Annotated in this window: 17 protein-coding genes; 7 read left to right on the forward strand and 10 right to left on the reverse strand. The window is 73.8% G+C overall.

All coding sequences use genetic code 11. The annotated features are described in order from the left end of the window. Positions 1 to 96: 96 nt before the first annotated feature. Positions 97 to 2,283, reverse strand: coding sequence for a HelD family protein (locus FCH28_RS17030; RefSeq protein WP_136740891.1), 2,187 nt, complete (start codon positions 2,281 to 2,283; stop codon positions 97 to 99). Positions 2,284 to 2,661: 378 nt separating this feature from the next. On the opposite strand from FCH28_RS17030, the gene FCH28_RS17035 reads away from it, so the two are divergent. Both FCH28_RS17035 and FCH28_RS17040 read left to right on the forward strand, forming a co-directional pair. Continuing rightward, the gene (locus FCH28_RS17035) at positions 2,662 to 2,922 is read left to right on the forward strand and encodes a hypothetical protein (protein ID WP_246102932.1); all 261 of its coding nucleotides are present in this window, start codon (positions 2,662 to 2,664) and stop codon (positions 2,920 to 2,922) included. 156 nt (positions 2,923 to 3,078) lie between these two features. Next, a complete protein-coding gene (locus FCH28_RS17040; RefSeq protein WP_246102933.1) occupies positions 3,079 to 4,521 on the forward strand; it encodes a glycosyltransferase 87 family protein in 1,443 nt (480 codons plus the stop codon). Between the two features lie 75 nt (positions 4,522 to 4,596). On the opposite strand, the gene FCH28_RS17045 is transcribed toward FCH28_RS17040, so the two are convergent. After that, complete coding sequence (locus FCH28_RS17045) at positions 4,597 to 6,249, reverse strand: DNA repair helicase XPB (protein WP_136740892.1); 1,653 nt, start codon at positions 6,247 to 6,249, stop codon at positions 4,597 to 4,599. Between the two features lie 329 nt (positions 6,250 to 6,578). Beyond that, complete coding sequence (locus FCH28_RS17050) at positions 6,579 to 9,062, reverse strand: helicase C-terminal domain-containing protein (RefSeq protein ID WP_136740893.1); 2,484 nt, start codon at positions 9,060 to 9,062, stop codon at positions 6,579 to 6,581. 314 nt (positions 9,063 to 9,376) lie between these two features. Here FCH28_RS17050 and FCH28_RS17060 point away from each other — a divergent pair, with 314 nt between their 5' ends. Both FCH28_RS17060 and FCH28_RS17065 read left to right on the forward strand, forming a co-directional pair. Beyond that, complete coding sequence (locus FCH28_RS17060; protein WP_136740895.1) at positions 9,377 to 10,579, forward strand: hypothetical protein; 1,203 nt, start codon at positions 9,377 to 9,379, stop codon at positions 10,577 to 10,579. A 56-nt stretch (positions 10,580 to 10,635) separates the two neighbouring features. Beyond that, positions 10,636 to 11,292: an HAD family hydrolase gene (locus tag FCH28_RS17065; protein ID WP_136740896.1), complete on the forward strand. Its 657-nt coding sequence runs from the start codon at positions 10,636 to 10,638 to the stop codon at positions 11,290 to 11,292. Here FCH28_RS17065 and FCH28_RS17070 read toward each other — a convergent pair. Next, positions 11,256 to 11,507, reverse strand: a complete 252-nt coding sequence (locus FCH28_RS17070; protein ID WP_136740897.1) for a hypothetical protein — start codon at positions 11,505 to 11,507, stop codon at positions 11,256 to 11,258. The two genes, FCH28_RS17065 and FCH28_RS17070, sit on opposite strands and share 37 nt — an antisense overlap. A 227-nt stretch (positions 11,508 to 11,734) precedes the next feature. Between FCH28_RS17070 and FCH28_RS39715 the strand changes: the two genes are divergently transcribed. Further along, on the forward strand, positions 11,735 to 12,118 hold the full coding sequence (locus FCH28_RS39715; protein ID WP_136740898.1) for a cold-shock protein: 384 nt from the start codon (positions 11,735 to 11,737) through the stop codon (positions 12,116 to 12,118). A gap of 16 nt (positions 12,119 to 12,134) precedes the next feature. Here FCH28_RS39715 and FCH28_RS17080 read toward each other — a convergent pair whose 3' ends face one another. The 4 genes from FCH28_RS17080 to FCH28_RS17095 all read right to left on the reverse strand — a co-directional run bounded on the left by FCH28_RS17080 (position 12,135) and on the right by FCH28_RS17095 (position 15,732). Beyond that, positions 12,135 to 13,004, reverse strand: a complete 870-nt coding sequence (locus FCH28_RS17080; RefSeq protein WP_136740899.1) for a 1,4-dihydroxy-6-naphtoate synthase — start codon at positions 13,002 to 13,004, stop codon at positions 12,135 to 12,137. A 9-nt stretch (positions 13,005 to 13,013) separates the two neighbouring features. Next, on the reverse strand, positions 13,014 to 13,733 hold the full coding sequence (locus FCH28_RS17085; protein WP_136740900.1) for a futalosine hydrolase: 720 nt from the start codon (positions 13,731 to 13,733) through the stop codon (positions 13,014 to 13,016). Between the two features lie 25 nt (positions 13,734 to 13,758). Beyond that, a complete protein-coding gene (locus FCH28_RS17090; RefSeq protein WP_136740901.1) occupies positions 13,759 to 14,265 on the reverse strand; it encodes a hypothetical protein in 507 nt (168 codons plus the stop codon). A 78-nt stretch (positions 14,266 to 14,343) separates the two neighbouring features. Beyond that, positions 14,344 to 15,732, reverse strand: a complete 1,389-nt coding sequence (locus tag FCH28_RS17095; protein ID WP_136740902.1) for an MFS transporter — start codon at positions 15,730 to 15,732, stop codon at positions 14,344 to 14,346. A 428-nt stretch (positions 15,733 to 16,160) separates the two neighbouring features. On the opposite strand from FCH28_RS17095, the gene FCH28_RS17100 reads away from it, so the two are divergent. Next, complete coding sequence (locus FCH28_RS17100) at positions 16,161 to 17,072, forward strand: DUF3027 domain-containing protein (RefSeq protein ID WP_136740903.1); 912 nt, start codon at positions 16,161 to 16,163, stop codon at positions 17,070 to 17,072. A gap of 124 nt (positions 17,073 to 17,196) precedes the next feature. Then, positions 17,197 to 20,487 carry a sacsin N-terminal ATP-binding-like domain-containing protein gene (locus FCH28_RS17105; RefSeq protein ID WP_136740904.1) on the forward strand — a complete coding sequence of 1,097 codons (3,291 nt, stop codon included), beginning with the start codon at positions 17,197 to 17,199 and terminating at the stop codon, positions 20,485 to 20,487. A gap of 97 nt (positions 20,488 to 20,584) precedes the next feature. Here FCH28_RS17105 and FCH28_RS17110 read toward each other — a convergent pair whose 3' ends face one another. Both FCH28_RS17110 and FCH28_RS17115 read right to left on the reverse strand, forming a co-directional pair. Next, positions 20,585 to 20,782 (reverse strand): hypothetical protein, encoded by a 198-nt coding sequence (locus FCH28_RS17110; protein WP_136740905.1) that lies wholly within the window; start codon positions 20,780 to 20,782, stop codon positions 20,585 to 20,587. Positions 20,783 to 20,816: 34 nt separating this feature from the next. Further along, positions 20,817 to 23,246 carry a cation-translocating P-type ATPase gene (locus tag FCH28_RS17115; RefSeq protein ID WP_136740906.1) on the reverse strand — a complete coding sequence of 810 codons (2,430 nt, stop codon included), beginning with the start codon at positions 23,244 to 23,246 and terminating at the stop codon, positions 20,817 to 20,819. Positions 23,247 to 23,253: the final 7 nt, after the last annotated feature.

Here is a 23,253-nt window from a genome sequence, read left to right on the forward strand (position 1 = left end):
AACGGCAGCGGCAACGGCAGCGGCAACGGCAGCGGCAACGGCAGCGGCGGTCTCGGCTCCCATCACCGAGCCCGCCGCTGCCCACAGGTTCGAGCGTCAGCCGGCGTCCCCGGCCAGCTGCTCCGGCAGTCCCGCCGCATGGACCACCGTCAGCCCGGAGACCGGCCGGGTCAGGCACACGTACAGGCGGCGCAGTCCGGTGCGCTCGTCCGGTTCGCCGTCCACGATGGCCGCCGGCTCGTCCAGCACCACGTAGTCGTATTCGAGGCCCTTGGCGAGCGTGGCCGGCACCAGCGTCAGCCGGGACTCGGCGGAGGTCTCCTCGCCCGGTGCCAGGCAGTGCACGCCGGCCGCCTCCAGGGCCGCGCGGAGAGTCGGGATCCGGGCCTCGGCCGCGATCAGGCCGATCGAGCCCTCCTTGGTCAGCGCTTCCTCGCAGGCCGAGAGGACGGCGGCGTCCAGCTCGTCCGCCGCGACCGTGCGGACCTCGAAGTCGCCAGCGGACTCGCGGATCGAGGTCGCCTCCGTCAGGTCGGGGGCGATGGCCGGCAGCAGCCGGGACGCGTAGGCGATGACCTCGCGCGGCACGCGGAAGCCCTGCGTCAGCTCCTCGACGGCCGAGTCCGGCTTGCCCAGGTGGGCCAGCGCCTCCTGCCAGGTGTTCGTGGCCCATGGGGTGGTGCCCTGGGCGATGTCCCCGAGGATCGTCGCCGACCCCGTGGAGCAGCGGCGGCCCACCGCCCGGTACTGCATGGGTGACAGGTCCTGCGCCTCGTCCAGGACCACATGGCCCAGGGAGTGCGTGCGCGCCACCAGGTCCATCGCCTCGTCGATCAACACCGCGTCCGCGGCGGACCACTTGGCGCTCTTCGCACTGCGGGCCGGCTTGACCCAGAGGATCGTCTTCTGCTCGTCGGGCGTCAGGATGCCGTCCGCCTGCTCGGCCAGGAAATCGGCGTCGCCCAGCAGGCGCAGCACCAGCTTCGCCGGATCGACCGGCGGCCACACCGCCTTGACCGCGGCCTTCACGGCGGCATTACGGGCCACCGCGTCCTGCACCCGGTCGTCCGGCGCCTCGCCCGCCTGCTCCATCCGCACCAGTACGGCGTGGGCGATGCGCTGCGGCAGCGCGTCCCGCGCCGCGCCGTAGCGGATCTCGCGGGCCATCAACTCCCTTACGATCTCCTCCAGTTCATAGGCCGGTACACGCCAGCGACGGGAGCCGCGGACGACCACGCAGGGCTCCTGCGGCAGGGTGATGTGCGACCGGACGGCGCGCCTGAGCACCTCCGCCATCCGTGCGTCGCCCTTGACCGTCGCCGCGGCCGCCTCGTCCGTGCCGCGCACCTCCACATGCCCCACGAGGTCGTCGACCGTGGCCTGTTTGACCTCCAGCTCACCCAGGGCGGGCAGCACCTGCTCGATGTAGTGGAGGAAGGAGCGGTTCGGGCCGATCACGAGGGTGCCGGAACGGGCCAGCCGCTCCCGGTGCGCGTACAGCAGATACGCGACACGGTGCAGGCCGACCGCGGTCTTCCCGGTGCCCGGCGCCCCCTGGACGCAGACCGAGCCGCCGATCCCGGCACGCACGATCTCGTCCTGCTCCGGCTGGATGGTGGCGACGATGTCCCGCATCGGGCCGACGCGCGGGCGCTCGATCTCCGACTGGAGGAGCCGGCTGGTCAGCGCCGCCTCCTCCGGGTCGGCGAGATGCTCGTCCTCGTACGCGGTCAACTCGCCGCCGGTGTAGCCGAATCGGCGGCGCAGTTTCAGATCCATCGGGTCCTTCTTGGAGGCCCGGTAGAACGGCTGCGATACGGGTGCGCGCCAGTCGATGACCATGGGGTCGCCGTCGGCGTCGTGGACATGCCGCCGCCCGATGTAGAAGTTCTCTCCGGCTGCGCCCTCGGCGAGGTCGATCCCGGGCGCGTGCAGATAGTCCAGGCGGCCGAAGAACAGCGGGGTGTGGGAGAGGTCGGCGAGTGCCTTGATCCGGGCGTCGATCTCACCCTGGAGGACCTCGGCGTTGACCCAGTTCGCGGTGACGTCGGCGATGTTGAGCGCTTCGGCGTCCTCGCGCATGGCGCGCAGGGCGGCACGGGAGGAGGCGAGGTGGGAGCGTTCGCGGTGGAGGGGGTCGGGGTGCGGGTGCTCCGGGTCGGGGCTTTCGGCGCGTGGCGCCGGCGGTGAGGGGCGGTGGTCGGGCGACGGATCGGGGCTTTCGGCGCGTAGCGCCGGCGATGAGGGGTGGTGGTCGGGTGACGGGTGGGCGTGCGAGGGCACGGTGTGGCCTCCGGTGGGGTGGCACTACGGCGGGCGCGCGCCACGAAGAGCGGTCACGGCGGGCCGGTGTCGGTGCGTGGAGCTGGTCATCGGCGTGCAGCGAAGGGCCGGCCGGTTTCCGTCCGGACGGCGGCACTCCCCGACGGGAGGCAGGCAGACGCGCGATTGTAGTCAGCGGTTTTCAGGGGCGCCAACGGATATTCGACGGCAGGACATCGGCCGGCCGCCGCAGGCGCGGCTGCCGTACCCGGGGTGGACGTCGCCGGCCCTGTCCATCTTCCGTAGGGGGTGCGATGGGCCCGGGGTCTGACTTTCGGCTGACGAGAGATGGACCCTTGGACCGATGTGCGCCAATCGCGTGAAATTCATGATGGAGACATGAGCAGCGCAGCTATTCCTCCAGGCCCCGTTCACCACCCGATCAAGGGCGCCACGGCCCTCGGCGCCGGCCCCGGTCATGGCGCCCACGGCGCCCCCGAGCACCGCTATGTGCTGGGCAACGCCCTCCGCGCGGTCAAGGTCTTCGTCACGGCGGCTTTCAGCGTCGCCATCCTGGGCGAGTACGCCGATGACGACGACCGGCCTCCCGCACACACCTGGCGACGAACACCGAAAGACCCCACCCTGCCCACCGGCTGACCCACACCGACGATCTCGATCAAGTTCGCAGATTCGCGTGCAGGAAGCCGACCCCGCTCGGACACCCGGATGACCGGAAACCGTTACGGACGGTCGGCCTCGATCCACTAGCGTCGCCGCTGAGAGCGCGTCCAGGGCGACGGGGAGGGGACAGCGGTGTCTGCCGCCGACGGGACACAGGTGTGGTCGTGGAGGCGGACCTGGGCGCAGAGCGTCGCCGGCCCCCGTCGTCTGGTGATCGCGGCAGCGCTGCTCGTGGCGTCGTTCGCCGGGCTTTGGCTGCTGTACAAGGTCCAGCCGCTCCCGATGTCCGACATAGTCGTCTACCGCGCGGAGGGCGAGGCCGCGCTGACCGGCGGCGATCTCTACGGCTTCACCGTCACCAAGTGGGAACTCCCGGCCACCTACCCGCCCTTCGCCGCCTTTCTGTTCATCCCTACGACCTGGCTCTCGCTCAGCACCCTCAAAGTCGCCGGTGTTCTCGTCAACGCGGCCCTCCTCGCCCTGCTGATCCACCTGTCCTGCAAGGCCGTGGGCCTGGGCAAGGCCGCGCACGCCGCGCCCACTCTGCTCACCGGCACCGCACTCGGCCTCTGGATCGAACCGGTCTTCCAGACGTTCGTCTTCGGCCAGATAAACCTCGCCCTGACCTGCCTGGTCCTGTGGGACCTGACCCGCCCCGACGGTGCCCGACTCAAGGGCTTCGCCACCGGCATCGCGGCCGGCGTCAAGCTCACCCCCGCCCTCTTCGCCGTCTACCTCCTCGTCACCGGGCGGGTGAAGGCCGCCTGCACCGCCCTCGCCGGGTTCGCCGTCTCCGTGCTGCTCGGCCTGCTCGTTCTGCCCGAGGCGAGCGTCGAGTTCTGGACGCGGCGGATGTTCGAGACCGGCCGGGTCGGCAAGGCGTGGATCGTCGACAACCAGTCCCTCCAGGGCCTGCTGGCCCGGGTCCTGCACGACCCCGAGCCGGGCGTCCTGTGGGTGGCGCCCACGCTGCTCACCGCCATGGCCGGGCTCTATGCGGCCCGCCGGGTCTATCTGCGGCGCGGCCTCGACACCTGGGGCGTGCTGTGCACGGCGGTCACGGCGCTGCTCGTCTCGCCGATCAGCTGGTCCCACCACTGGGTCTGGTGCGTCCCGCTGCTGGCTGCGCTCGCCGCGCACACGCGTGGTGTCGCCCGGCGCCGGGCGCTGCTGGCCGTCGTCACCGTCGTCTTCACCGCCCGCACGATGTGGGTGCTGCCGCACGAGGGCGAACTCGACCTTCGCTACTCGTGGTGGCAGCAGCCGCTCGCCGCGCCGTACGCCGTGCTCGGACTGGCGCTGCTCGCGGCGCTGGTCTGGTGGACCCGGGGCGCCGCCGGTGCCTCCGGCCCCTCCGAAGCTCGCCACAGCCACTCCGACGAGCCCGGGAAGAGGACCCTCGCGGGCGGCAAGCCCCACGAGCCCGGGAAGGCCTGCCAGTCCGGAAAGCCCCCCGAGTCCGAGAAGCTCCCCGAGTCCGGAAAGCCCCCCGAGTCAGCGAAGGCCCACGAATCCGGCCGGGTCCCCCCGGCGCGCGCGGCCCGGGAGACGGACACGCGGAGCCGCACCAGCTGAGCCCCCCCGTCCGGGGCGCTCACACCCCCGGCGCTCATACCCCCTGCGCTCACACCCTCTGTGGGAGGCCGCCGCTCACACGTCCTCGTCCGCCGACAGCAGCTCGTCCGAATCCACGATCCGGTACGCGTACCCCTGCTCGGCCAGGAAGCGCTGGCGGTGGGCGGCGAAGTCCTGGTCGATGGTGTCGCGGGCGACGACCGAGTAGAAGCGGGCCTCGTGGCCGTCGGCCTTCGGGCGCAGTACGCGGCCGAGCCGCTGGGCCTCTTCCTGGCGCGAGCCGAAGGTGCCGGACACCTGGATCGCGACCGTCGCCTCGGGAAGGTCGATGGAGAAGTTGGCGACCTTCGAGACGACGAGAACGGAGATCTCGCCCTCCCGGAAGGCCCCGAACAGCTTCTCGCGCTGCGCGTTCGTCGTCTCGCCCTTGATCACCGGCGCGTCCAGATGCTCGCCGAGCTCGTCCAGCTGGTCGATGTACTGCCCGATGACCAGTGTCTGCTCGCCCTGATGCCGCCGGACCAGCGCCTCGGTCACCCGCTGCTTGCTGTCCGTGGTCGCGCAGAAGCGGTACTTCTCCTCGGTCTCGGCCGTGGCGTACGCCAGCCGCTCCGAGTCGGTCAGATTGACCCGTACCTCGACACAGTCCGCGGGCGCGATGTACCCCTGCGCCTCGATCTCCTTCCACGGAGCGTCGAACCGCTTGGGACCGATGAGGGAGAACACGTCCGACTCGCGCCCGTCCTCGCGCACCAGGGTCGCGGTCAGTCCCAGTCGCCGCCGGGCCTGGAGGTCGGCGGTGAACTTGAAGACGGGCGCGGGGAGGAGATGCACCTCGTCGTAGACGATCAGGCCCCAGTCCCGGGAGTCGAAGAGCTCCAGGTGCGGGTAGACGCCCTTCCGCTTGGTCGTCAGCACCTGGTACGTGGCGATGGTGACCGGCCGGATCTCCTTCCGCGTGCCGCTGTACTCGCCGATCTCGTCCTCGGTCAGCGAGGTGCGGCGGACCAGCTCGTGCTTCCACTGGCGGGCCGAGACCGTGTTCGTCACCAGGATCAGCGTGGTGGCCTTGGCCTCGGCCATCGCCCCGGCCCCGACCAGCGTCTTTCCGGCACCGCAGGGCAGCACGACAACACCGGAGCCGCCGTGCCAGAACCCCTCCACGGCCTGCCGCTGATACGGCCGCAGCGCCCAGCCGTCCTCGGCCAGCTCGATCGGGTGCGCCTCGCCGTCGACGTAACCGGCGTGGTCCTCGGCCGGCCAGCCCAGCTTGAGCAGCGTCTGCTTGATCTGCCCGCGCTCGGACGGATGCACCACGACCGAGTCGCGGTCCAGCCGGGCCCCGACCAGCGGCTGCACCTTCTTCGACCGCAGGATCTCCTCCAGCACCGGGCGGTCGGTGGTGGTCAGCACGAGCCCGTGTGCCGGGTCCTTGACGAGCGTGAGCCGCCCGTACCGGGACATCGTCTCGGCGATGTCGATGAGCAGCGCATGCGGCACGGGATACCGCGAGAACTGCACCAGCGCGTCCACGACCTGCTCGGCGTCGTGCCCGGCCGCCCGCGCGTTCCACAGCCCGAGGGGCGTCACCCGGTAGGTGTGGATGTGCTCCGGGGCCCGCTCCAGCTCCGCGAAGGGCGCGATGGCCCGCCGGCAGGCGTCCGCCAGCTCATGGTCCACTTCCAGGAGCAGCGTCTTGTCGCTCTGGACGATGAGAGGTCCGTTCACGCGCCTCGCCTTTCGCTCTTCGGCCGTCGACCGGGGAATCCCGGTGCGGATCCGGCACGACGCCGACGGTGGTTCCCGACCGCGCGTCCCGACCGCGGATCCCGGTCACAGACATCGACCGCAGATGCGGCCAAACATCCAGTGTGCCGCATCGCGGTGACAACGTGGCCTGCTCCGGGCCAGAGCTTCGCTGCTCCGGGCCAGACCTCGGCTGCTCCGGGCCAGACCTCGGCTGCTCCGGGCCAGATCTCGGCCGGTCCGGCCCGTCCGCCGGGGGGCTCAGGCCCCTCGGTCTCAGCCCCCCTCGGCCCGCCCCCGCCCCCGCCCCCTCACGCCGAATCGTCCGCCAGTTCCGCCACCCCTGTGATCCGGTGCAGCGGGTAGGTGCGGACCTCGTCGGAGGTGTGGTCGTAGGCGGTGACGAAGCCGCCCTCGACGCGGACCGGGGCGATGACGCGTTGGCTGGCGGCGCCGTCGGCGTTGACGTAGCCGATCCAGACGGCGGAGCTGGTGAGGACCGCGGCCTGCATGGTGGCGAGGGTCTCGGCGGAGGTGGTGCGGGGGAGCGCGCCCGGGGTGGTGGTGGGGGCGGGGACGGGTTTGCGTTCGGCGGTGGCGGCGTGGTCGCCGGCGCGGATGGCGCGTACGGCCGCTGCGAGGAGGGCGGGGTCGGGGGACGGCGGGCCCTCGGGGACCGGGGTGGGGGCCGTGCGGGGCGGGGTGCGGTAGGAGTCGGCGCGGGCGATCAGTACGTCGCCGGTGGCGGACTCGGCCGCCGGGGCGTAGCCCATGGAGCGCAGGCCGTCGAGGAGTTGGTCGGGAGAGATCTGGGCGGCGAGCACGGTCGGGGCGAGGCGGCGCAGGCGCAGTGGGGCGGCGCGGCGGTCGGCAAGGATCTCGGAGAGCAGCGCGTCGTCGTCGCAGCGGATGTACGCGGCGGCCGCGCCGATCCTCAACTGGCCGTGCCGGCGGGCCACATCGTCGATGAGGTAGCTCAGCGGCTGCGGGACCGGGGTGCGGGAGTGGGTGGTGAGGAAGTCCTGGAGTTCGGCGGCGGAGCGGCCGGCGTCCAGGGCGCGGCGTACGGAGGCGGGGGTGAAGCGGTAGACCGTGGCGCCGCCCTTGGACTCGATGTCGGCGAGTACGCCGAGCGCCTCGGCGAGCGGGCGGCGCAGCGGGCCCGGGGCGACCGCCGTCAGGTCGGCCTGGAGCAGGACGTGGTCGAGGGGTTCGGGCAGGTGGGGGGCGAGGAGGGCGGCGGCGCGCGCGGCCGCTGTGTGGGTTTCGGCGGGGGTGGGGATCGCTGCGGCCGGTTCGGCGTCGATCAGGGCGCGGCCGTGGGCGGCCAGTGCGCCGCGTCCGGTCACGCCGAGCAACTCGGCCTCGGTGAGGGTCCATTGGGCGAGGCGGGTGCGGAGGTCGGGGCCCGTGGACGCCGGGGTGTCGGCGGCGTCGGGGGCCGGGGCCGCGCCCCGTAGCGGGCGTTCCCAGGCGAGGCGGTCGAGGACCGCGGTGGCCGGTACGGCGGCGCCGGGCGGCAGCGTGGCCAGGAGGGCGAGGGCGCGGCGGCGGACCTCGGGGGCCGGGGAGCGGTCGAGGTGCGGGCCGAGGGCGGCGAGCGCGCGGCCCTTGGGGTCGGCGGTGCCGACCAGGCCCGGGGTGCGGGTCGCGGGCAGCCAGCCGGCGACCAGCGCGGCCCAGCGCTCGTGGTCGGGCAGCTCCAGCCACTCCTCGGCGGCGGGCGTGGCCGCGTACCGCTCGTCGGCTTCGCCGTCGGAGGCCACCAGCCCCGCCGCGTAGGCGAGTTCGAGCCAGAAGGCGGCCAGCTGCTCGGTGGTGTCGAGGGCGGCGGCGGTCCGCTTGAGGTCGCGGACGCTCATGCCGCCGGCGCGCAGTACGGGCGGCCCGCCGAGGTCCCATTCCTTGAGCAGTTCCTCGACGGTCGCGAGCGCGGTGAACGCCTGGCTCGCGGCGGCGCCGTCCACAAGGTGGGGATCGCGTTCGGTGAGCGGGGCGAGGGCCGGCGGCGCGGGCTCGGGCGTGCGGTGGGCGCGTCCGGCCCGCAGATGGAGGGCGGCCTCCCGGGGCAGTACGACATTGCGCGCGCCCGCCGGGAGCAGCAGGCCACGGTCGAGCAGCCACTGGAGGTGGGGGGCCGGGCGGTCGGTGACGCCGCCGTACGGCGGGCCCCACAGCAGCTTGTCGAGGACGGCGACGGATTCGGCGGGCGCGGTGTCGAGCAGCGCCGTCATACGGGTGCGGTCGGCGAAGAGGGCGGTGAGCGCGGCGACCGCGGTGACCGGGTCGTGGGTGGCGGGCAGCCCGGCCGTGGCGATGATCTCCTGGAGCCGCCCGGGAGACATCCCGGCGGTGGCCTCGGCGACGGTCGGGCCCAGACCGGTGGGGGACGGGTGGGTGGCGCTGGGGGTGAGCAGCTCACGGGCGGTGCGGACCAGCCGCAGCCGGTCGTCCGGGCCCCAGACCAGCGCCTGCGCACGCAGCGCGGCGACCGCCCTGGGCAGCTCGGCGGCGACCGCCGGGTCCCCGGCGTCGCCGGCCATCAGCGCGCCGAGCGTCTCCTGCGGGCAGGGGTCGGGCGCCACCGCCAGCGCCTCGGCGGTCTGCAGCGCGAACTTGTCGAGGCGCTCCACGGCGCGGACGACGGAGGCCCGGGTGCCGGCGCGGGTGGCGAGCTGGGTGATGTCGCCGGGCACCGGGTTGAGCAGGTCGGGCCGGGCCCGCAGCAGGCCGAGGAGCCCGCTGTCGGTGCGGGTCCTGAGCTCCTCGGCGAGGGTGCGGGGTGTACCGGTCATTCGTCCTACGTTAGCCGGAGCGGGGGAGGCGGGGCAGCGGGTGCGGGGCCGACGCGTTGCCGGGTGCGGGGCGGGGCCTGGCCGGTGCGGGCCGGGCGCCGGTGGCGGGGGGCCGGATGCCGGTGGCGGGGCCGGGCGCCCGCCGGGGTGCGGCACCCCCGCGCGCCGCCTCCCCGCCCCGTACGCCCCAGCCCTCTCCCCCCGTGCGCCGCGCCGCCTCCCCCGGCGCCGCACCGCCCCACCGCCCTCCGGCTCGCCCGTTGTCCGAGGCGGTACCGTCGGGGCAGCAACCAGCGGACGCCGCAGGGGATTTCGTGGGGATCGAGAGCGATCAGCTCGTCTTTGACTATCTGAGCCGGGTGGGCGACCTGGCCCAGCAGCGGGGGCTGCCCTCCGCCACGCGGATGCGGCTGGTCGCCCGGCTGCGGTCCGAGATCGACGCGCAGAAGGTCGACTCGGTCTCCGGTGTGAAGCGGCTGCTGTCGCGGCTGGGGACGCCGGAGGCGGTGGTGACGGACGCGGCGGGCAACGGGGCGCGGGGCGGGGGCCGCGACGGGGGAGGGAGCGACGGGACCGCCGCGCCCGCCTCCCCGCGCCCCGTCGACCTGCCCGGTCCGCGGCCCGTGGATCCCGCGCCGCGGACCGGCGTCCGCGACAAGCTCGGCGGGCTGGGCCGGCGCAGCGGGCCGGCCGGCCTGGTGCCCGAGCCGCGGAACGGGGCCGGCTCGGGTCCGTCCGGGCGGCCCGGCTTCCTGCGGAAGGCCCGTGCCCAGGAGCCCGACGTCCCCGAGACCGCCGCGCCGCCGCATCTGGCGGGCATGGACGAGGTGGGGGACGAGGATGACGCGCCCGACTGGTGGCGGGTGGAGCCGGCGCCGTTCGGGCCCGGCGAGTCCGTGCCCGGGTTCGTCGGCGGCATCGAGATCCCGGAGATCTGGGAGCGGCCGAAGGGCGACGGTCCGTCCCTGACGAAGGACGGGGAGCCGGAATCCGACGGGGACGCGGACGGGGAGCCGGAGCCCGACGGCGATGCGGACGCGACGGCGGGGGGCCGGCGGGGCCTGGCAGGGACGTTGCGGCGAGCCCTCGCCGGGCGGCGTGCCGTGCGGGGCGCGGGCGCGGAGGTGGACGACGGCGCGGCCGAGGAGGAAGAGGCGGTGGCGGAGCCCGCCCGGGTGCGGCTCAGCCCGGTGGTCACCCTCGCCGTTCTGCTGCTGGTCGCCGGGGCGGTGCTGGAGTCGTGGATCGCGCTGGCGGCGGGCTGGGCGCTGGTGTACGCGTCGCGGCGGCTGAGCCGGGGCGAGGCGAAGTTCGCGGCGATGGGCGTGCCGGGCATCGTCGCCGGCGGTCTGCTGGTGTGGCTGTGGGGGCGGTTCGACGGGCGGTGGGGTGAGCCGCTCGCCGAGGGCCGGCTGGGGCAGGAGCTGCTCGACGGGCTGCCGGGCATGGCGCGGGTCGCGGCGGTCGCCTCCGCTCTGTTCCTGGTGTGGCGGATGAGGCGATGGTCGCGGGGCTGACCGGCAGGCCCTGAGCGTCAATCCGGGACGCTTTCGGTTGCGGGCACAATGGCGGGATGGCTGCGCTCCCCCTGACGGTCGGATTCGACCTCGACATGACGCTGATCGACTCCCGCCCCGGCATCAAAGCGGCGTACCGGGCACTGTCCGCCCTGACCGGTGCGTACATCGACGCCGACCTCGCCGTGACCCGGCTGGGGCCGCCGCTGGAGCAGGAGATCCGCGAGTGGTTCCCCGAGGAGCGGGTGGCCGAGATCAGCGACGTCTACCGGGCGCTCTACCCGGAGCACGCGATCACGGGGACGCTCGCCATGCCCGGTGCCCGGGAGGCCATCGCCGCGGTCCAGGCCGCCGGCGGCCGTGCCATCGTCGTCACCGCCAAGTACGAGCCGAACGCCAAGCTGCACCTCACGCACCTCGGCATCGACGCGGACGCGGTCATCGGCTCGCTGTGGGCCGAGGCCAAGGCCGAGGCGCTGCGGGAGCACGGCGCGCGGATCTACGTCGGCGACCACACCGGTGACGTCCGGGGCGCGCACACCGCGGGCGCGCTGTCCGTCGCCGTGCCCACCGGGCCGTGCGAGGCCGCGGAACTGCGTGCGGCCGGCGCCGATATCCTGCTCGCCGACCTGACCGAGTTCCCGACCTGGCTGGAGCGCTATGTGGCCGATGGAGGCTATGAGCCCGACGGGGTGGACGCCGCCTCCGCCTGACGGCGCTGCGCCACGGCGGACCGGATCACCCCTGTCGCGGCGACGAGGAACCCGGCGCCCATCAGCATGCACACCCAGTAGAAGACGGACGGCAGCGGCTCGGAACCGATGAACAGCGGCGTCACGGTGGCGAGAGTGGCCACTGCGCCAACTAGGAACATGATCGCGCCGATTCGGACCAGCAGATCCCCGGCCTGGGGAGTTTCGTCAGACACCTGACCAGGGTAAGTCCGGGCCAGAAGCACTGAGGATCCACCCGGCCACGTCTTGTCACCGGCCATCGGACCATTAGCCTTGGTGGTGGCGGGTCCGGTGGCCCGCTGCACTGCTATCCAGACCCGTTTTCCCGCAGCTTCGCAGTAGCCCCACCCAGCCCAGCCCGCCCGCCCCAAACTTTTTTTATCTCCGGCATTTTCCAACGAGTACGAGGACGAGGACAGACGTGCCTACCGGCAAGGTCAAGTGGTTCAACAGCGAGAAGGGCTTCGGCTTTCTCTCCCGCGACGACGGCGGTGACGTCTTCGTGCACTCGTCGGTGCTGCCCGACGGCGTGGACGCACTCAAGCCGGGCCAGCGTGTCGAGTTCGGCGTCGTCGCAGGCCAGCGCGGCGACCAGGCGCTGACGGTGACGCTCCTCGACCCCGCACCCTCGGTGGCCGCGGCACAGCGCCGCAAGCCCGACGAACTCGCGTCGATCGTGCAGGACCTCACCACGCTCCTGGAGAACGTCACCCAGCAGCTGGAGCGCGGCCGTTACCCGGACAAGGCCCACGGCTCGAAGATCGCGGGCATGCTGCGCGCGGTCGCCGACCAGCTGGACGTCTGAGGCAGGCGCTCAGGCCCTAGCCGGCGCGTCCGGTTCCCACGAAATCCAGCGCATCGCGGCCGAGGGGCGGTACCAGCCCCTCGGCCGCGGCGCGGGTGAGCAGCCCGCGCACCGCGGCATAGCCGTCCTCCCCGAGGGCGGCGGTGTACTCGTTGACGTACAGCCCGATGTGCTGGTCGGCGACGTCCGGGTCCATCTCCTGGGCGTGCTCCAGGACATATGGCCGCGAGGCCTCCGGGTCGTCCCAGGCCATCCGGACCGAGGTGCGGACGGCCGCCGCGAGACCGCGCAGCGTCTCCTCGCCCAGCGACCGCTTGGCGATGATCGCGCCCAGCGGGATCGGCAGCCCGGTGGTGTCCTCCCAGTGCGCGCCCATGTCGGCGAGGCAGCTGAGGCCGTAGTTCCGGTAGGTGAAGCGGGCCTCGTGGATGACCAGTCCCGCGTCCACCTTGCCGTCCCGCACGGCCGGCATGATCTCGTGGAACGGCAGCACCACGATCTCGCCGACGCCGCCCGGCACCGCGGTGGCCGCCCAGAGCCGGAACAGCAGATACGCGGTGGACCGCTCGCTGGGCACCGCGACGGTCCTGCCCGCCAGATCCGCCGCCGTGCCCTGCTCCTTGGTCAGCACCAGGGGGCCGCAGCCGCGCCCCAGCGCACCGCCGCAGGGCAGCAGCGTGTAGTCCTCCAGCACCCACGGCAGCACCGCGTACGACACCTTCAGCACATCGAACTCACCGCGCTCGGCCATGCCGTTGGTGAGGTCGATGTCGGCGAAGGTGACCGCGAGCTCCGGCGCGTCCTGGACGCGGCCGTGCGCCAGCGCGTCGAAGACGAAGGTGTCGTTCGGGCACGGCGAGTACGCGATGTGCAGCGGCCGGGTCACGGGTCCTCCTCAGGGATGGTGCGTCGGCCCGGCCGGTCCCGTGACCGTCGCCAGGGCTCCGGGGAGCGTACGGAAGGCGCCGGTCAGCGCGGCGAGGGCGTCGCCGATCCGCCAGGCGGCGCGGTCGCGGGGGCCGACGGCGTTGGAGACGCCACGGATCTCCATGACCGGTACGCCGTGCGCGGCGGCCGCCTCGGCGACCCCGAAGCCCTCCATCGCCTCGGCCAGCGCGCCCGGGTGACGGGCCGCCAGCTCGGCGGCCCGCGCGGCGCTGCCGGTGACCGTCGAGACGGTGAGGACGGTGCCGGCGGCCGCGCCGCAGGCCGCCGCGACGGCCTCGACCAGCGCGGGGTCGGGGCGGTGCGCCACCGTCCCGAAGCCCAGATCGGTGACGGGGGTGAAGCCGTCGGGGGTCTCGGCGCCCAGGTCGGCGGCGACGATCGCGTCCGCGACGACGACGGAGCCCAGTGGCGCGCCGGGGGAGAAGCCGCCGCCGATACCGGCCGAGACGGCCAGCGCGTACGGCTCGCCGGCGAGCGCGGCGGTGGTCAGCGCGGTGGCCGTGCCGGCGGCCGCGGCGGCCGGTCCGACACCGGCGGCCAGCACGTCGAACGGCCCCGCCCGGTGCACCACATAACCGCCCGGCAGCCGCACCGTGTCGTGCGGCTCCGCCGCGGCGCACACCGCGTCACCTTCGGCCGTCACCGCCGTGACGACAAGCACCCGCATCAGACGCGCACCCGCCTCAGCTGACTCAGTTCGCCTGCTTCAGCGTGAAGTGCCACATCGTCTTGGGGCCGCCCTCGCCGTCGCCGAGCTCGGCGACCTGGAGGGTGACCTCCTTGGTGTACGTGGTCTGGCCGGTCTGCGGATTCTGCTGCTGGAAGAGCGTGTCCGCGTCGAACGTGCGGTACGTGTCCTTGCTGGGCTCGCGCATCACGGGGCCGCCGCCGATCACGATCCAGCCGGACTTGGCGACGTCCGGCTCGACGCCGATCCGCACCTTCTCACCGGCGTGCACGCTGATCGACTTGCCGCCCTGCTTGGTGATGCAGGATTCGATCGTCTTCTTGTCGAGGACCTTGCCCTCGCCGTCGCAGCCGGGGGTGGCTTCGGACTGCACCGTCGTCGAGCCGACGGTCACGGTCGCGAGCGCGGTCGGCTTCTCGCAGGCGGAGAGGGTGATGAGGCCCAGGGACACGGCACCGATGGCGGCAGCGGCTCGGCGGCCCTTGCCCCAGGAGATCAACGCAGCGGTCATACGGGCAGGCTATCGGGCGCCCCTGCTCACACCACGCGCGGGTACGGCGTGCCGCGAACCGAGGCCGCCCCGGCCACGTCACGTCACCCGCGCGCCCGCCCGTCCGCCGTGCCGGGCCGCGCTCAGCAGCCCCCGTACGGCCAGCACCACGCCGGTCATCACCAGCCCCGAGGCGACCGCCATCCCCACCGTGCCGTACAGCGGCAGCGAGATACCGATGGCGCCGCCGACCACCCACGACATCTGCAGCGCCGCCTCGGACCGGGCGAACGCGGAGGTGCGGACCTCCTCCGGCATGTCGCGCTGGATCATCGCGTCCAGCGACAGCTTCGCCAGCGCCTGGCACAGGCCCGCGGTGGCTGCGGCGGCCGTGACGACGACGATCGCCAGCACGTCGTAGAAGACCGCCGCGGTGACCGTCGCGCACAGCGCGAACCCCAGCATCGCCGCGATCAGCCGCTCAGGGCCGCGCGCCTTCAACCAGGCGCCTACCGCCGTGCCCAGCGCGTTGCCGGCGCCCGCGGCCACCACGACCAGGCCCAGCGACGCCGCGGGCCCCAGCCCGCCCAGCGGGTGCTCACGCAGCAGGAAGGCCAGGAAGAACGTCAGGAAACCGGAGAGCGCCCGCAGACAGGCGTTGGCCTGCAGCCCGTGCAGCACCGACGGGCCGACGGTCCGCAGCCCCGGCCTCCGCGGGGCGGGCGCGGGGCCCGCCGACTCGTCCCGGGACGCCAGCCTGGCCCGGCCCTCGCCCTTCGCCGAATCGACCTTGTGCGGCAGCGAGAACGACAGGAACGTGCCGGCCGTGAACACCACGAACGCGCCGTACAGCGGCCAGCTCGGCCCGATCAGGTGCAGCGCGCCGCCCAGCGGCGCGGCGATCCCGGTCGCCAGCAGCCCGGAGAGCGTCACCCGCGAGTTGGCCTTCACCAGAGAGATCCGCGGCGGCAGCAGCCGGGGCACCACGGCACTCCGGACCACGCCGTACGCCTTGGACGCCACCAGTACGCCCAGCGCCTCCGGATACAGCTCCAGACCGCCGCCCACCACCGCGCCGGACAGCGTCAGCGCCAGCAGCGCACGGGCCAGCATGGAGCCCGCCATCGCCGCCCTGCGGCCGTGCGGGATGCGGTCCAGCATCGGCCCGATCACCGGCGCGAGCAGCGCGAACGGCGCCAGCGTGACCGCCAGGTAGAGCGCCACCCGGCCCCGCGCCTGGTCTGTCGGGACCGAGAAGAACACCGTCGAGGCCAGCGCGATGGTGACCATCATGTCGCCGGCGGAGTTCACCGCGTGCAGCTCGATCAGCTTGCCCAGGCCCGACTCGCCGGCGCCCTGCGCATGCGTGGCGCGGCGTACCCGGCGGGCCGCGCCGGTGATCGGCTGGTGCAGCGCGCGGCCGACAGCCCGACCCGCCCGGCGGGCCCGGTTGCCCTGCGCGCCGTCCCGGGTCGAAGCCCGCGACACCCGCGATGTCCTCGACACTCTCGACGCCTTCGGCACTTTCGACGACCTTGCGGCAGCCACCTCGCCATACTGCCCCAACTCGCCCGGGACATGGCGGTTTCTCCGCCCGCCCGCGTGGGGCGCACCCGCTCGGGACGGCGGCCGGAGAGATTTGGCGCTCCCGCCGAAGAGTCGTACACGGTTGAAGGGGTAGCGTGTGTAGCGCGCCACCGGCGGTCGTTTTTGGCCGCGTGCCTCCTCTCGATCCCGCAGAATGGTTCGTAGGAGGTGCGCTCGACCGAAACGACCGGGCGCGGACGTCGACGCGGTCCCCAGGTCCGCTCCGCCCGCCCCGGCCCCCGCCGGTCGTCCGGACAGGACAGGACAGCTCCGGCTGGCGCACTCGTGAGACGGCGTGGAAGAGAGAATCGATTCTTGTGAGTGCTGCGATGCGAAGCCGTACCCCCGACCGCCTGTGCGCCGAGGCGGTCGACCTTGCCCGTGCGGCGGCCGAGGAGGCCGCGCTGCCCGGCATGGTCGGCGAGCACATTGACACGGTCGCCGACGGGGACCGCGTCGTCACGCACCTCTTCGCCTGCAACGAGGCCGGCTACAAGGGCTGGCGCTGGGCCGTGACCGTGGCCCGCGCCTCCCGCGCCAAGATCGTCACCCTCGACGAGACCGCGCTGCTCCCGGGCCCCGAGGCGCTGCTGGCCCCCGAATGGGTCCCGTGGAGCGAGCGGCTGCGCCCCGGCGACATGGGCCCAGGCGACCTGCTGCCCACCGAGGCCGACGACCTGCGCCTGGAGCCCGGCTACAGCGGCGAGGACGTCCCGCCGCCGAACTCCGTCGTCTCCGAGGCCATGGCCGAGGTCGCGGACGTCGCGGAGGCCGAGGACGCGGACGTCCTCCCGGGCTCGCCCGCGGTCCAGCCGGCGCCCACCCGCGGCGGTATCGCCGACCTCGCCGAGGAACTGGGCATGCGCCGCGCCCGGGTCCTGTCCCGCTACGGCCTGCACGCCGCGGCCGACCGCTGGGAGGAGGCGTACGGCGCGAAGACGCCGATGGCGCAGGCCGCCCCCGCCACCTGTATGACCTGCGGCTTCCTCACGCCGCTGACCGGCTCGCTGCGCCAGGCGTTCGGCGTCTGCGCCAACGAGTTCGCCCCGGCCGACGGCCGGGTGGTCTCCCTCGCCTACGGCTGCGGCGCGCACTCCGAGGCCGCCGTCATGCCGAAGCCGCCGCGGCCGGCCGCACCGGTCGTGGACGAGACGGTGGTGGAGCCGCTGGCACTCCGTCCCGAGCGGGACGGCGGCTCGGTCGAGGAGGCCGGTCCCGCCGAGGAGCTCGGCCACAGCTAGGCCTTTCCGACCCTGACCCAGCGGACAGGTCCCGGTCCGCTGGATCGGGTCCGCCGCCCTCTGCTCCCCGCGCCCGCCGGAGGAGATACCGTCGGGTCACCGACCAGGTAAAGGGAGCGGACAAGTGGCTGGTACGTCGTGGGTGCGGGGCGCGACCGAGGGTGGCGCCGACCCGTTCGGAACCGCGCGTCTGCGCCGCGGCGTGCTGGATTCCTGGGCCGCGTCGCCCGCCCGGTTCCGGGAGGACGCGAACGCCGAGGAGGACCTCGCGCTCGGCGGCTACCGGGACCGGCTCGTCGTGGAGCTGGCGCAGAACGCCGCGGACGCCGCGGCCCGCGCCGGTGTCCCCGGGCGGCTCCGGCTGACGCTGCATCCGGCGGACGACACCGAGACCGCCGTCCTCGTCGCCTCCAACACCGGCGCGCCCCTGGACGCCACCGGCGTCGAGTCGTTGTCCACGCTGCGCGCCTCCGCCAAGCGGGAGACCAGCGTGGCGTCCGGCGCGGTCGGCCGGTTCGGCGTGGGCTTCGCCGCGGTGCTGTCGGTGAGCGACGAGCCGGCGCTGGTGGGGCGCACCGGCGGCGTCCGCTGGTCGCTCGCCGAGGCCCGCGAGCTGACCGGGGAGGTGGCCGCGCACAGTCCGGGACTGGGCGGCGAGGTGCGCCGCCGCGACGGCCATGTCCCGCTGCTGCGGCTGCCGCTGCCCGCCGAGGGCAGCGCGCCCGAGGGCTATGACACCGCCGTCGTGCTGCCGCTGCGGGACGGCGCGGCGCAGGATCTCGCCGAGCGGCTGCTGGACGCGATCGACGCGGCGCTGCTGCTGACGCTGCCGGGCCTGGCCCAGGTGATCGTGGAGACCCCGGAGGGCGTACGGGAGTTGAGGCGGCGCCAGGACGGCGACTGCGTGCTGATCGAGGACAGCGAGCGGGGCGCCACCCGGTGGCGGGTGGCGAGCGACGGCGGCCCGCTGGATCCGGCGCTGCTCGCGGACCGCCCCGTCGAGGAGCGGCTGCGGCCCGTGTGGTCGGTGACCTGGGCGGTCCCGGTGAACGAGGAGGGCGCGCCGGCCCGGCCAGGGACGGCGCCGGTGGTGCACGCGCCGACGCCGACGGACGAGCCGCTGGGGCTGCCCGCGCTGCTGATCGCGTCGTTCCCGCTGGAGCCGACCCGGCGTCATGTCGCGCCGGGCCCGCTGGCGGACTTCCTGACCGAGCGGGCGGCGGCCGCGTACACGACGCTGCTGCGCGACTGGCAGCCGGTGTCGGTCGGCACCCTGGACCTCGTACCGGGGCCGCTGGGCAAGGGCGGTCTGGACGGTGAGCTGCGCCGGCGGGTGCTGGAGCTGCTGCCGCGGGTGCCTTTCCTGCCGAGCGCGGGTGCGGGGTCCGGCGGCGGGGCCGAGGCGTTGGTGGAGCCCGGCTGGGACGAGGGCGCGGACGAGGCGGAGCCGTATGTGCTGCGGCCTGTGGACGCCGAGCTGCTGGAGGGCGCCGGCGCGGCGACCGTCGGCGTGCTGGCCGAGCTGTTCCCGAGTCTGCTGCCGGCCGGGCTGGAGCGGCGTCCCGAGCTGCGGGCGCTGGGCGTGGCCAGGGTGCCGCTCGGCGAGATGGTGGACCGGCTGGCGGGTGTGGAGCGGCCGCCGGGCTGGTGGTGGCGGCTGTACGACGCGCTGGCCGGCACCGATCCGGACCGGCTCAGCGGTCTGCCGGTGCCGCTGGCGGGCACCGAGGGCCAGGGTCCTGGCGGTGCGAAGGGCAGCGCGCGGACCACGATCGGGCCGCGCCAGGTGCTGCTGCCGCTGGTCGGCGGCGGTGGCGACGGCGGTGATGCCGAGGCGATGCACCGTACGCTCGCCCGGCTCGGGCTGAAGGTCGCGCATCCGGACGCGGTGCACCCGCTGCTGGAGAAGCTGGGCGCCACCCCGGCCGCACCGCGCGCGGTGCTGACGACTCCTCAGGTCCGGGCGGCCGTGGCGAACTCGTTGGACGCGGACGAGGACGCCTACGACGTCTTCGCGGACGAGCTCGGCGAGGCCGGCCGGGGCGCGCCGCTGGGCGCCGAGGAGCTGGCGGAGACGGTGCTCGGGCTGGTCCGGGATGCCAATCTCTCGCCGGGTGACGAGCCCTGGCTCGGCGCCCTCGCACTGTGCGACGAGGACGGTGAGCTGGCCCCCGCGGGTGAGCTGGTCCTCCCGGGAAGCGCCTTCGAGCAGGTCATCCGGGAGGGTGAACTGCCCGCCTGTGACGCGGAGTTGGCTGAGCGCTGGGGCGAGCAGCCGCTGACCGCGGTGGGTGTGCTGGCCGGCTTCGCGCTGGTCCGTGCCACCGACGTGGTGCTCGACCCGGACGAACTGGAGCCGCGCGAAGGGGACTTCGCCGAGCCGGACGACGCCGGGCTGCTGGACGCGGTGGACGTGTGGTGCGAGGACATCCTCGACGCGCTGCCGGACACTCCGGTGCCGCCGGTGGTGACCGAGCTGGTCGCGGTGCGGGATCTGGATCTGGTCGACGACGACGCCTGGCCGCGGGTGCTGGAGATGCTGTCCCGCCCGCCGCTGCGGGACGCGCTGACCGCGCCGGTGCGGGTACTGCTGCCGGACGGCACCACGGAGTCCGTACGGCCGTACACCGCCTGGTGGTTGCGCGGGCACCCGGTGCTGGACGGGCGGCGGCCCGCGGGCCTGCGGTCGGCGGGCGGTGATCCGCTGCTGGCCGGTCTGTACGAGTCGGCCGACGCGGGCGAGGTCGACGCGCAGGTGCTGCGCGCGCTCGGGGTGCGCACCTCGGTCGCGGCGCTGCTGGACGAGCCGGGCGGTGCGGCGGAGCTGCTGGCCCGGCTCGCCGACGAGGAGTCGGAGGTCGGCCCTGCCCAACTGCACGCCCTGTACGGGGCGTTGACCGACCTGGACCCCGATCGGGTGACGCTGCCGGATGAGCTTCGGGTGGTCGTCGGAGGGGAGATCCGGGTGGTGGACGCGGCGGACGCCGTGGTCGCCGACGCACCGGATCTGATGCCGCTGGCCGCGGACCTCCCGCTGCTGCCGGTCCGGCCGACGCGCGCCGCCGACCTGGCGGAGCTGCTTCAGGTGCGCAGGCTGAGCGAGGTGGTCGGCGTCGAGGTGCGCTCCGAGGGCGTACGGCACGAGGTCCCGGAAGCGGTGCGGGTGCTGCTCGGTGCCGGGACGCCGGAGTCGTATGTGGAGCACGAGGAGCTGGTCGTCGGCGACGGCTCGGAAACCACCGAGCTGGACTGGCGGTGGGCGCCGGACGGCACGCTGCACGCCTCCACCCTGGAGGGCGTGGCGGCGGGTCTGGCCTGGGCCGCGGGCCAGTGGCCGCGCCGGTTCGAGGTCGCGGCGCTGCTGGAGGACCCGGAGCGCGGGGACGAGCTGGCGCGCGCCCGCTGGTTCGACTGAACAGCTGGGCGGTGAGGGTGGGAAACAGCAGCCGGCGCGGGGTGGGGAACAGCAGCTGGGGCGGTGCCCGCACGGGGTGCGGGCACCCGCCCAAGGCTCAGTTGGAGCCGAACTTCTTGATCAGGCTCACGATGACGACGATCGCGCCGATGCCGATGGCGGCCACCCACACCCAGGTGTCCACACCGCCGCCGGTGCCGTCTCCGTAGCCGCCGCCGGAGTGGTAGGAGTGTCCGCCGTGGCCGTGTCCGCGAGCCAGGATCTCGTACTTGAGGTCCCCCGTGTTGAATGTCATGAGCATGGACCCTAGGGGAAGGCGGCCGTCGCCCTCAAGCCGGGAACCTGCCGCCCACCCACCGCCAGGCGGCCTCCAGCAGCAGTGACGCCACCACCGCGATGCCCACCGCCGCCCACGGCAGCGTCGTACCGACCAGCTTCAGATCGAAGAACCGCTGGAGCCACGGTGTGACCAGGACGGCGAGGAAGCCCGCGGCCATCGCCAGGACCAGTCCGATCCGCCACCAGGTGTAGGGGCGGGCGATGATCACCAGCACCCACATCGCGGTGAGGAACAGCGTCAGGGTCGCCGCGCTGGTCTCCGCGGCCAGCGCGTCGGGCCCGCTGTAGTAGCCGCGGGCCAGCAGATAGGTGCCGAACGCGGCGGCGCCCGCGATGAGGCCGGACGGCACCGCGTACCGCATCACCCGCCGTACGAAGTGCGGTCTGGCGCGCTCCTTGTTGGGGGCGAGGGCCAGGAAGAACGCCGGGATGCCGATGGTCAGGGTGGACAGCAGGGTCAGATGGCGCGGGAGGTACGGGTAGGGGATCTGCCAGCAGGCGACGAGGATCGCCAGCAGCACCGAGTAGACGGTCTTGGTGAGGAACAGCGTCGCGACGCGGGTGATGTTGCCGATCACCCGGCGGCCCTCGGCGACCACGGACGGCAGCGTCGCGAAGCTGTTGTTCAGCAGGACGATCTGTGCGACGGCCCGGGTGGCCTCGCTGCCGGAGCCCATCGAGACGCCGATGTCCGCGTCCTTCAGCGCGAGGACGTCGTTGACGCCGTCGCCGGTCATCGCGACGGTGTGGCCGCGCGTCTGGAGCGCGCCGACCATCGACCGCTTCTGCCGCGGGGTGACCCGGCCGAACACCGCGCCCGTTTCGAGCGCGGACGCCATCTCGTCCGTGGTCCCGGGCAGCCGGCGGGCGTCCACCGGGGCGTCCGCGCCCGGCAGACCGAGCTGCCCGGCCACCGCGCCCACCGACACCGCGTTGTCGCCGGAGACGACCTTGGCCTGGACGCCCTGGTCGGCGAAGTAGCGCAGGGTGGCGGTGGCGTCCGGGCGCAGCCGCTGTTCGAGGACCACCAGCGCGGCGGGCCGGACGCCCCGCGCCACCTCGGGATCGTCCAGCTCCTTGGCGGCGCGGGCCAGCAGCAGCACCCGCAGGCCCTGGGAGTTGAGGTCGTCGATCTCGGTGAGGCCGGGGTCGCCGGACGGCAGCAGCACGTCGGGGGCGCCGAGCAGCCAGGTGGTGCTCTCGCCGTCCGGCCCGTTGAGGGAGGCGCCGCTGTATTTGCGGGCGGAGGAGAACGGGAGTGACTCGGTGCAGCGCCAGCCGGCCTCGGCGGGACAGACGTCGATGATCGCCTGGAGGGAGGCGTTGGGCCGCGGGTCGGACTCGCCGAGGGCCCCCAGCACCTGCCGGACGTACGCCTCGTCCGCCCCGTTCCATGGCCGCAGTTCGCGGACGTCCATCCCGCCCTCGGTGAGCGTGCCGGTCTTGTCCAGGCAGACCACATCGACCCGGGCCAGCCCCTCGATGGCGGGCAGCTCCTGCACCAGGCACTGCCGGCGGCCGAGCCGGATGACGCCGATCGCGAAGGCGACGGAGGTCAGCAGGACCAGTCCCTCGGGGATCATCGGGACGATACCGGCGACCATCCGGCGGACGGACTCGTCGGCCGGCAGGTTGAGCGTGTAGAGGTGGCTGAGGATGAGCCCGAGCGCGGTCGGGACCATCATCCAGGTCACGTACTTGAGGATCTGGCTGATGCCGCTCCGCAGCTCGGAGTGGACCAGGGTGAACCGGCTGGCCTCCTCGGCGAGCTGGGCCGCGTACGCCTCGCGGCCGACCTTGGTCGCGGTGAAGGCGCCGGCGCCCGCGACCACGAAGCTGCCGGACATCATCCGCTCGCCGGGCTGCTTGAGGACCGGGTCGGCCTCGCCGGTCAGCAGCGACTCGTCGATCTCCAGGTTGTCGGCCTCCAGCACCTCGCCGTCGACGATGACCTTGTCGCCGGGCCCGAGTTCGAGGACATCGCCGAGGACGACCTCGGAGGTGGGGATCTCGGCGGCCCGTCCGTCGCGCCGCACGGTCGGTCTCGCCTCGCCGATCACCGCGAGGTTGTCCAGGGTCCGTTTGGCGCGCAGCTCCTGGACGATGCCGATGCCGGTGTTGGCGACGATGACGAAGCCGAACAGGCCGTCCTGGATCGGGCCGACGAACAGGATGATCGCGAAGAGCACGCCGATGATGGCGTTGAAGCGGGTGAAGACGTTGGCGCGGATGATGTCGGCGGTCGAGCGGGAGGACCGTACGGGGATGTCGTTGACCTCGCCCCGGGCCACCCGTTCGGCGACCTCGGCGGCGGTCAGCCCGCGGTGGACCGGTGCCGGGGAGGCCCCGCCGTCGGGCCCGTCGGCCGGTCCGGGTTCCTCTTCGGGTTCCTCGACTTCGGTCTTCGCCCGCTGCGTCATGCCCCCG

The organism is Streptomyces piniterrae, assembly GCF_005048155.1.
In the GTDB taxonomy this organism is placed as follows: Bacteria; Actinomycetota; Actinomycetes; order Streptomycetales; family Streptomycetaceae; genus Streptomyces; species Streptomyces piniterrae.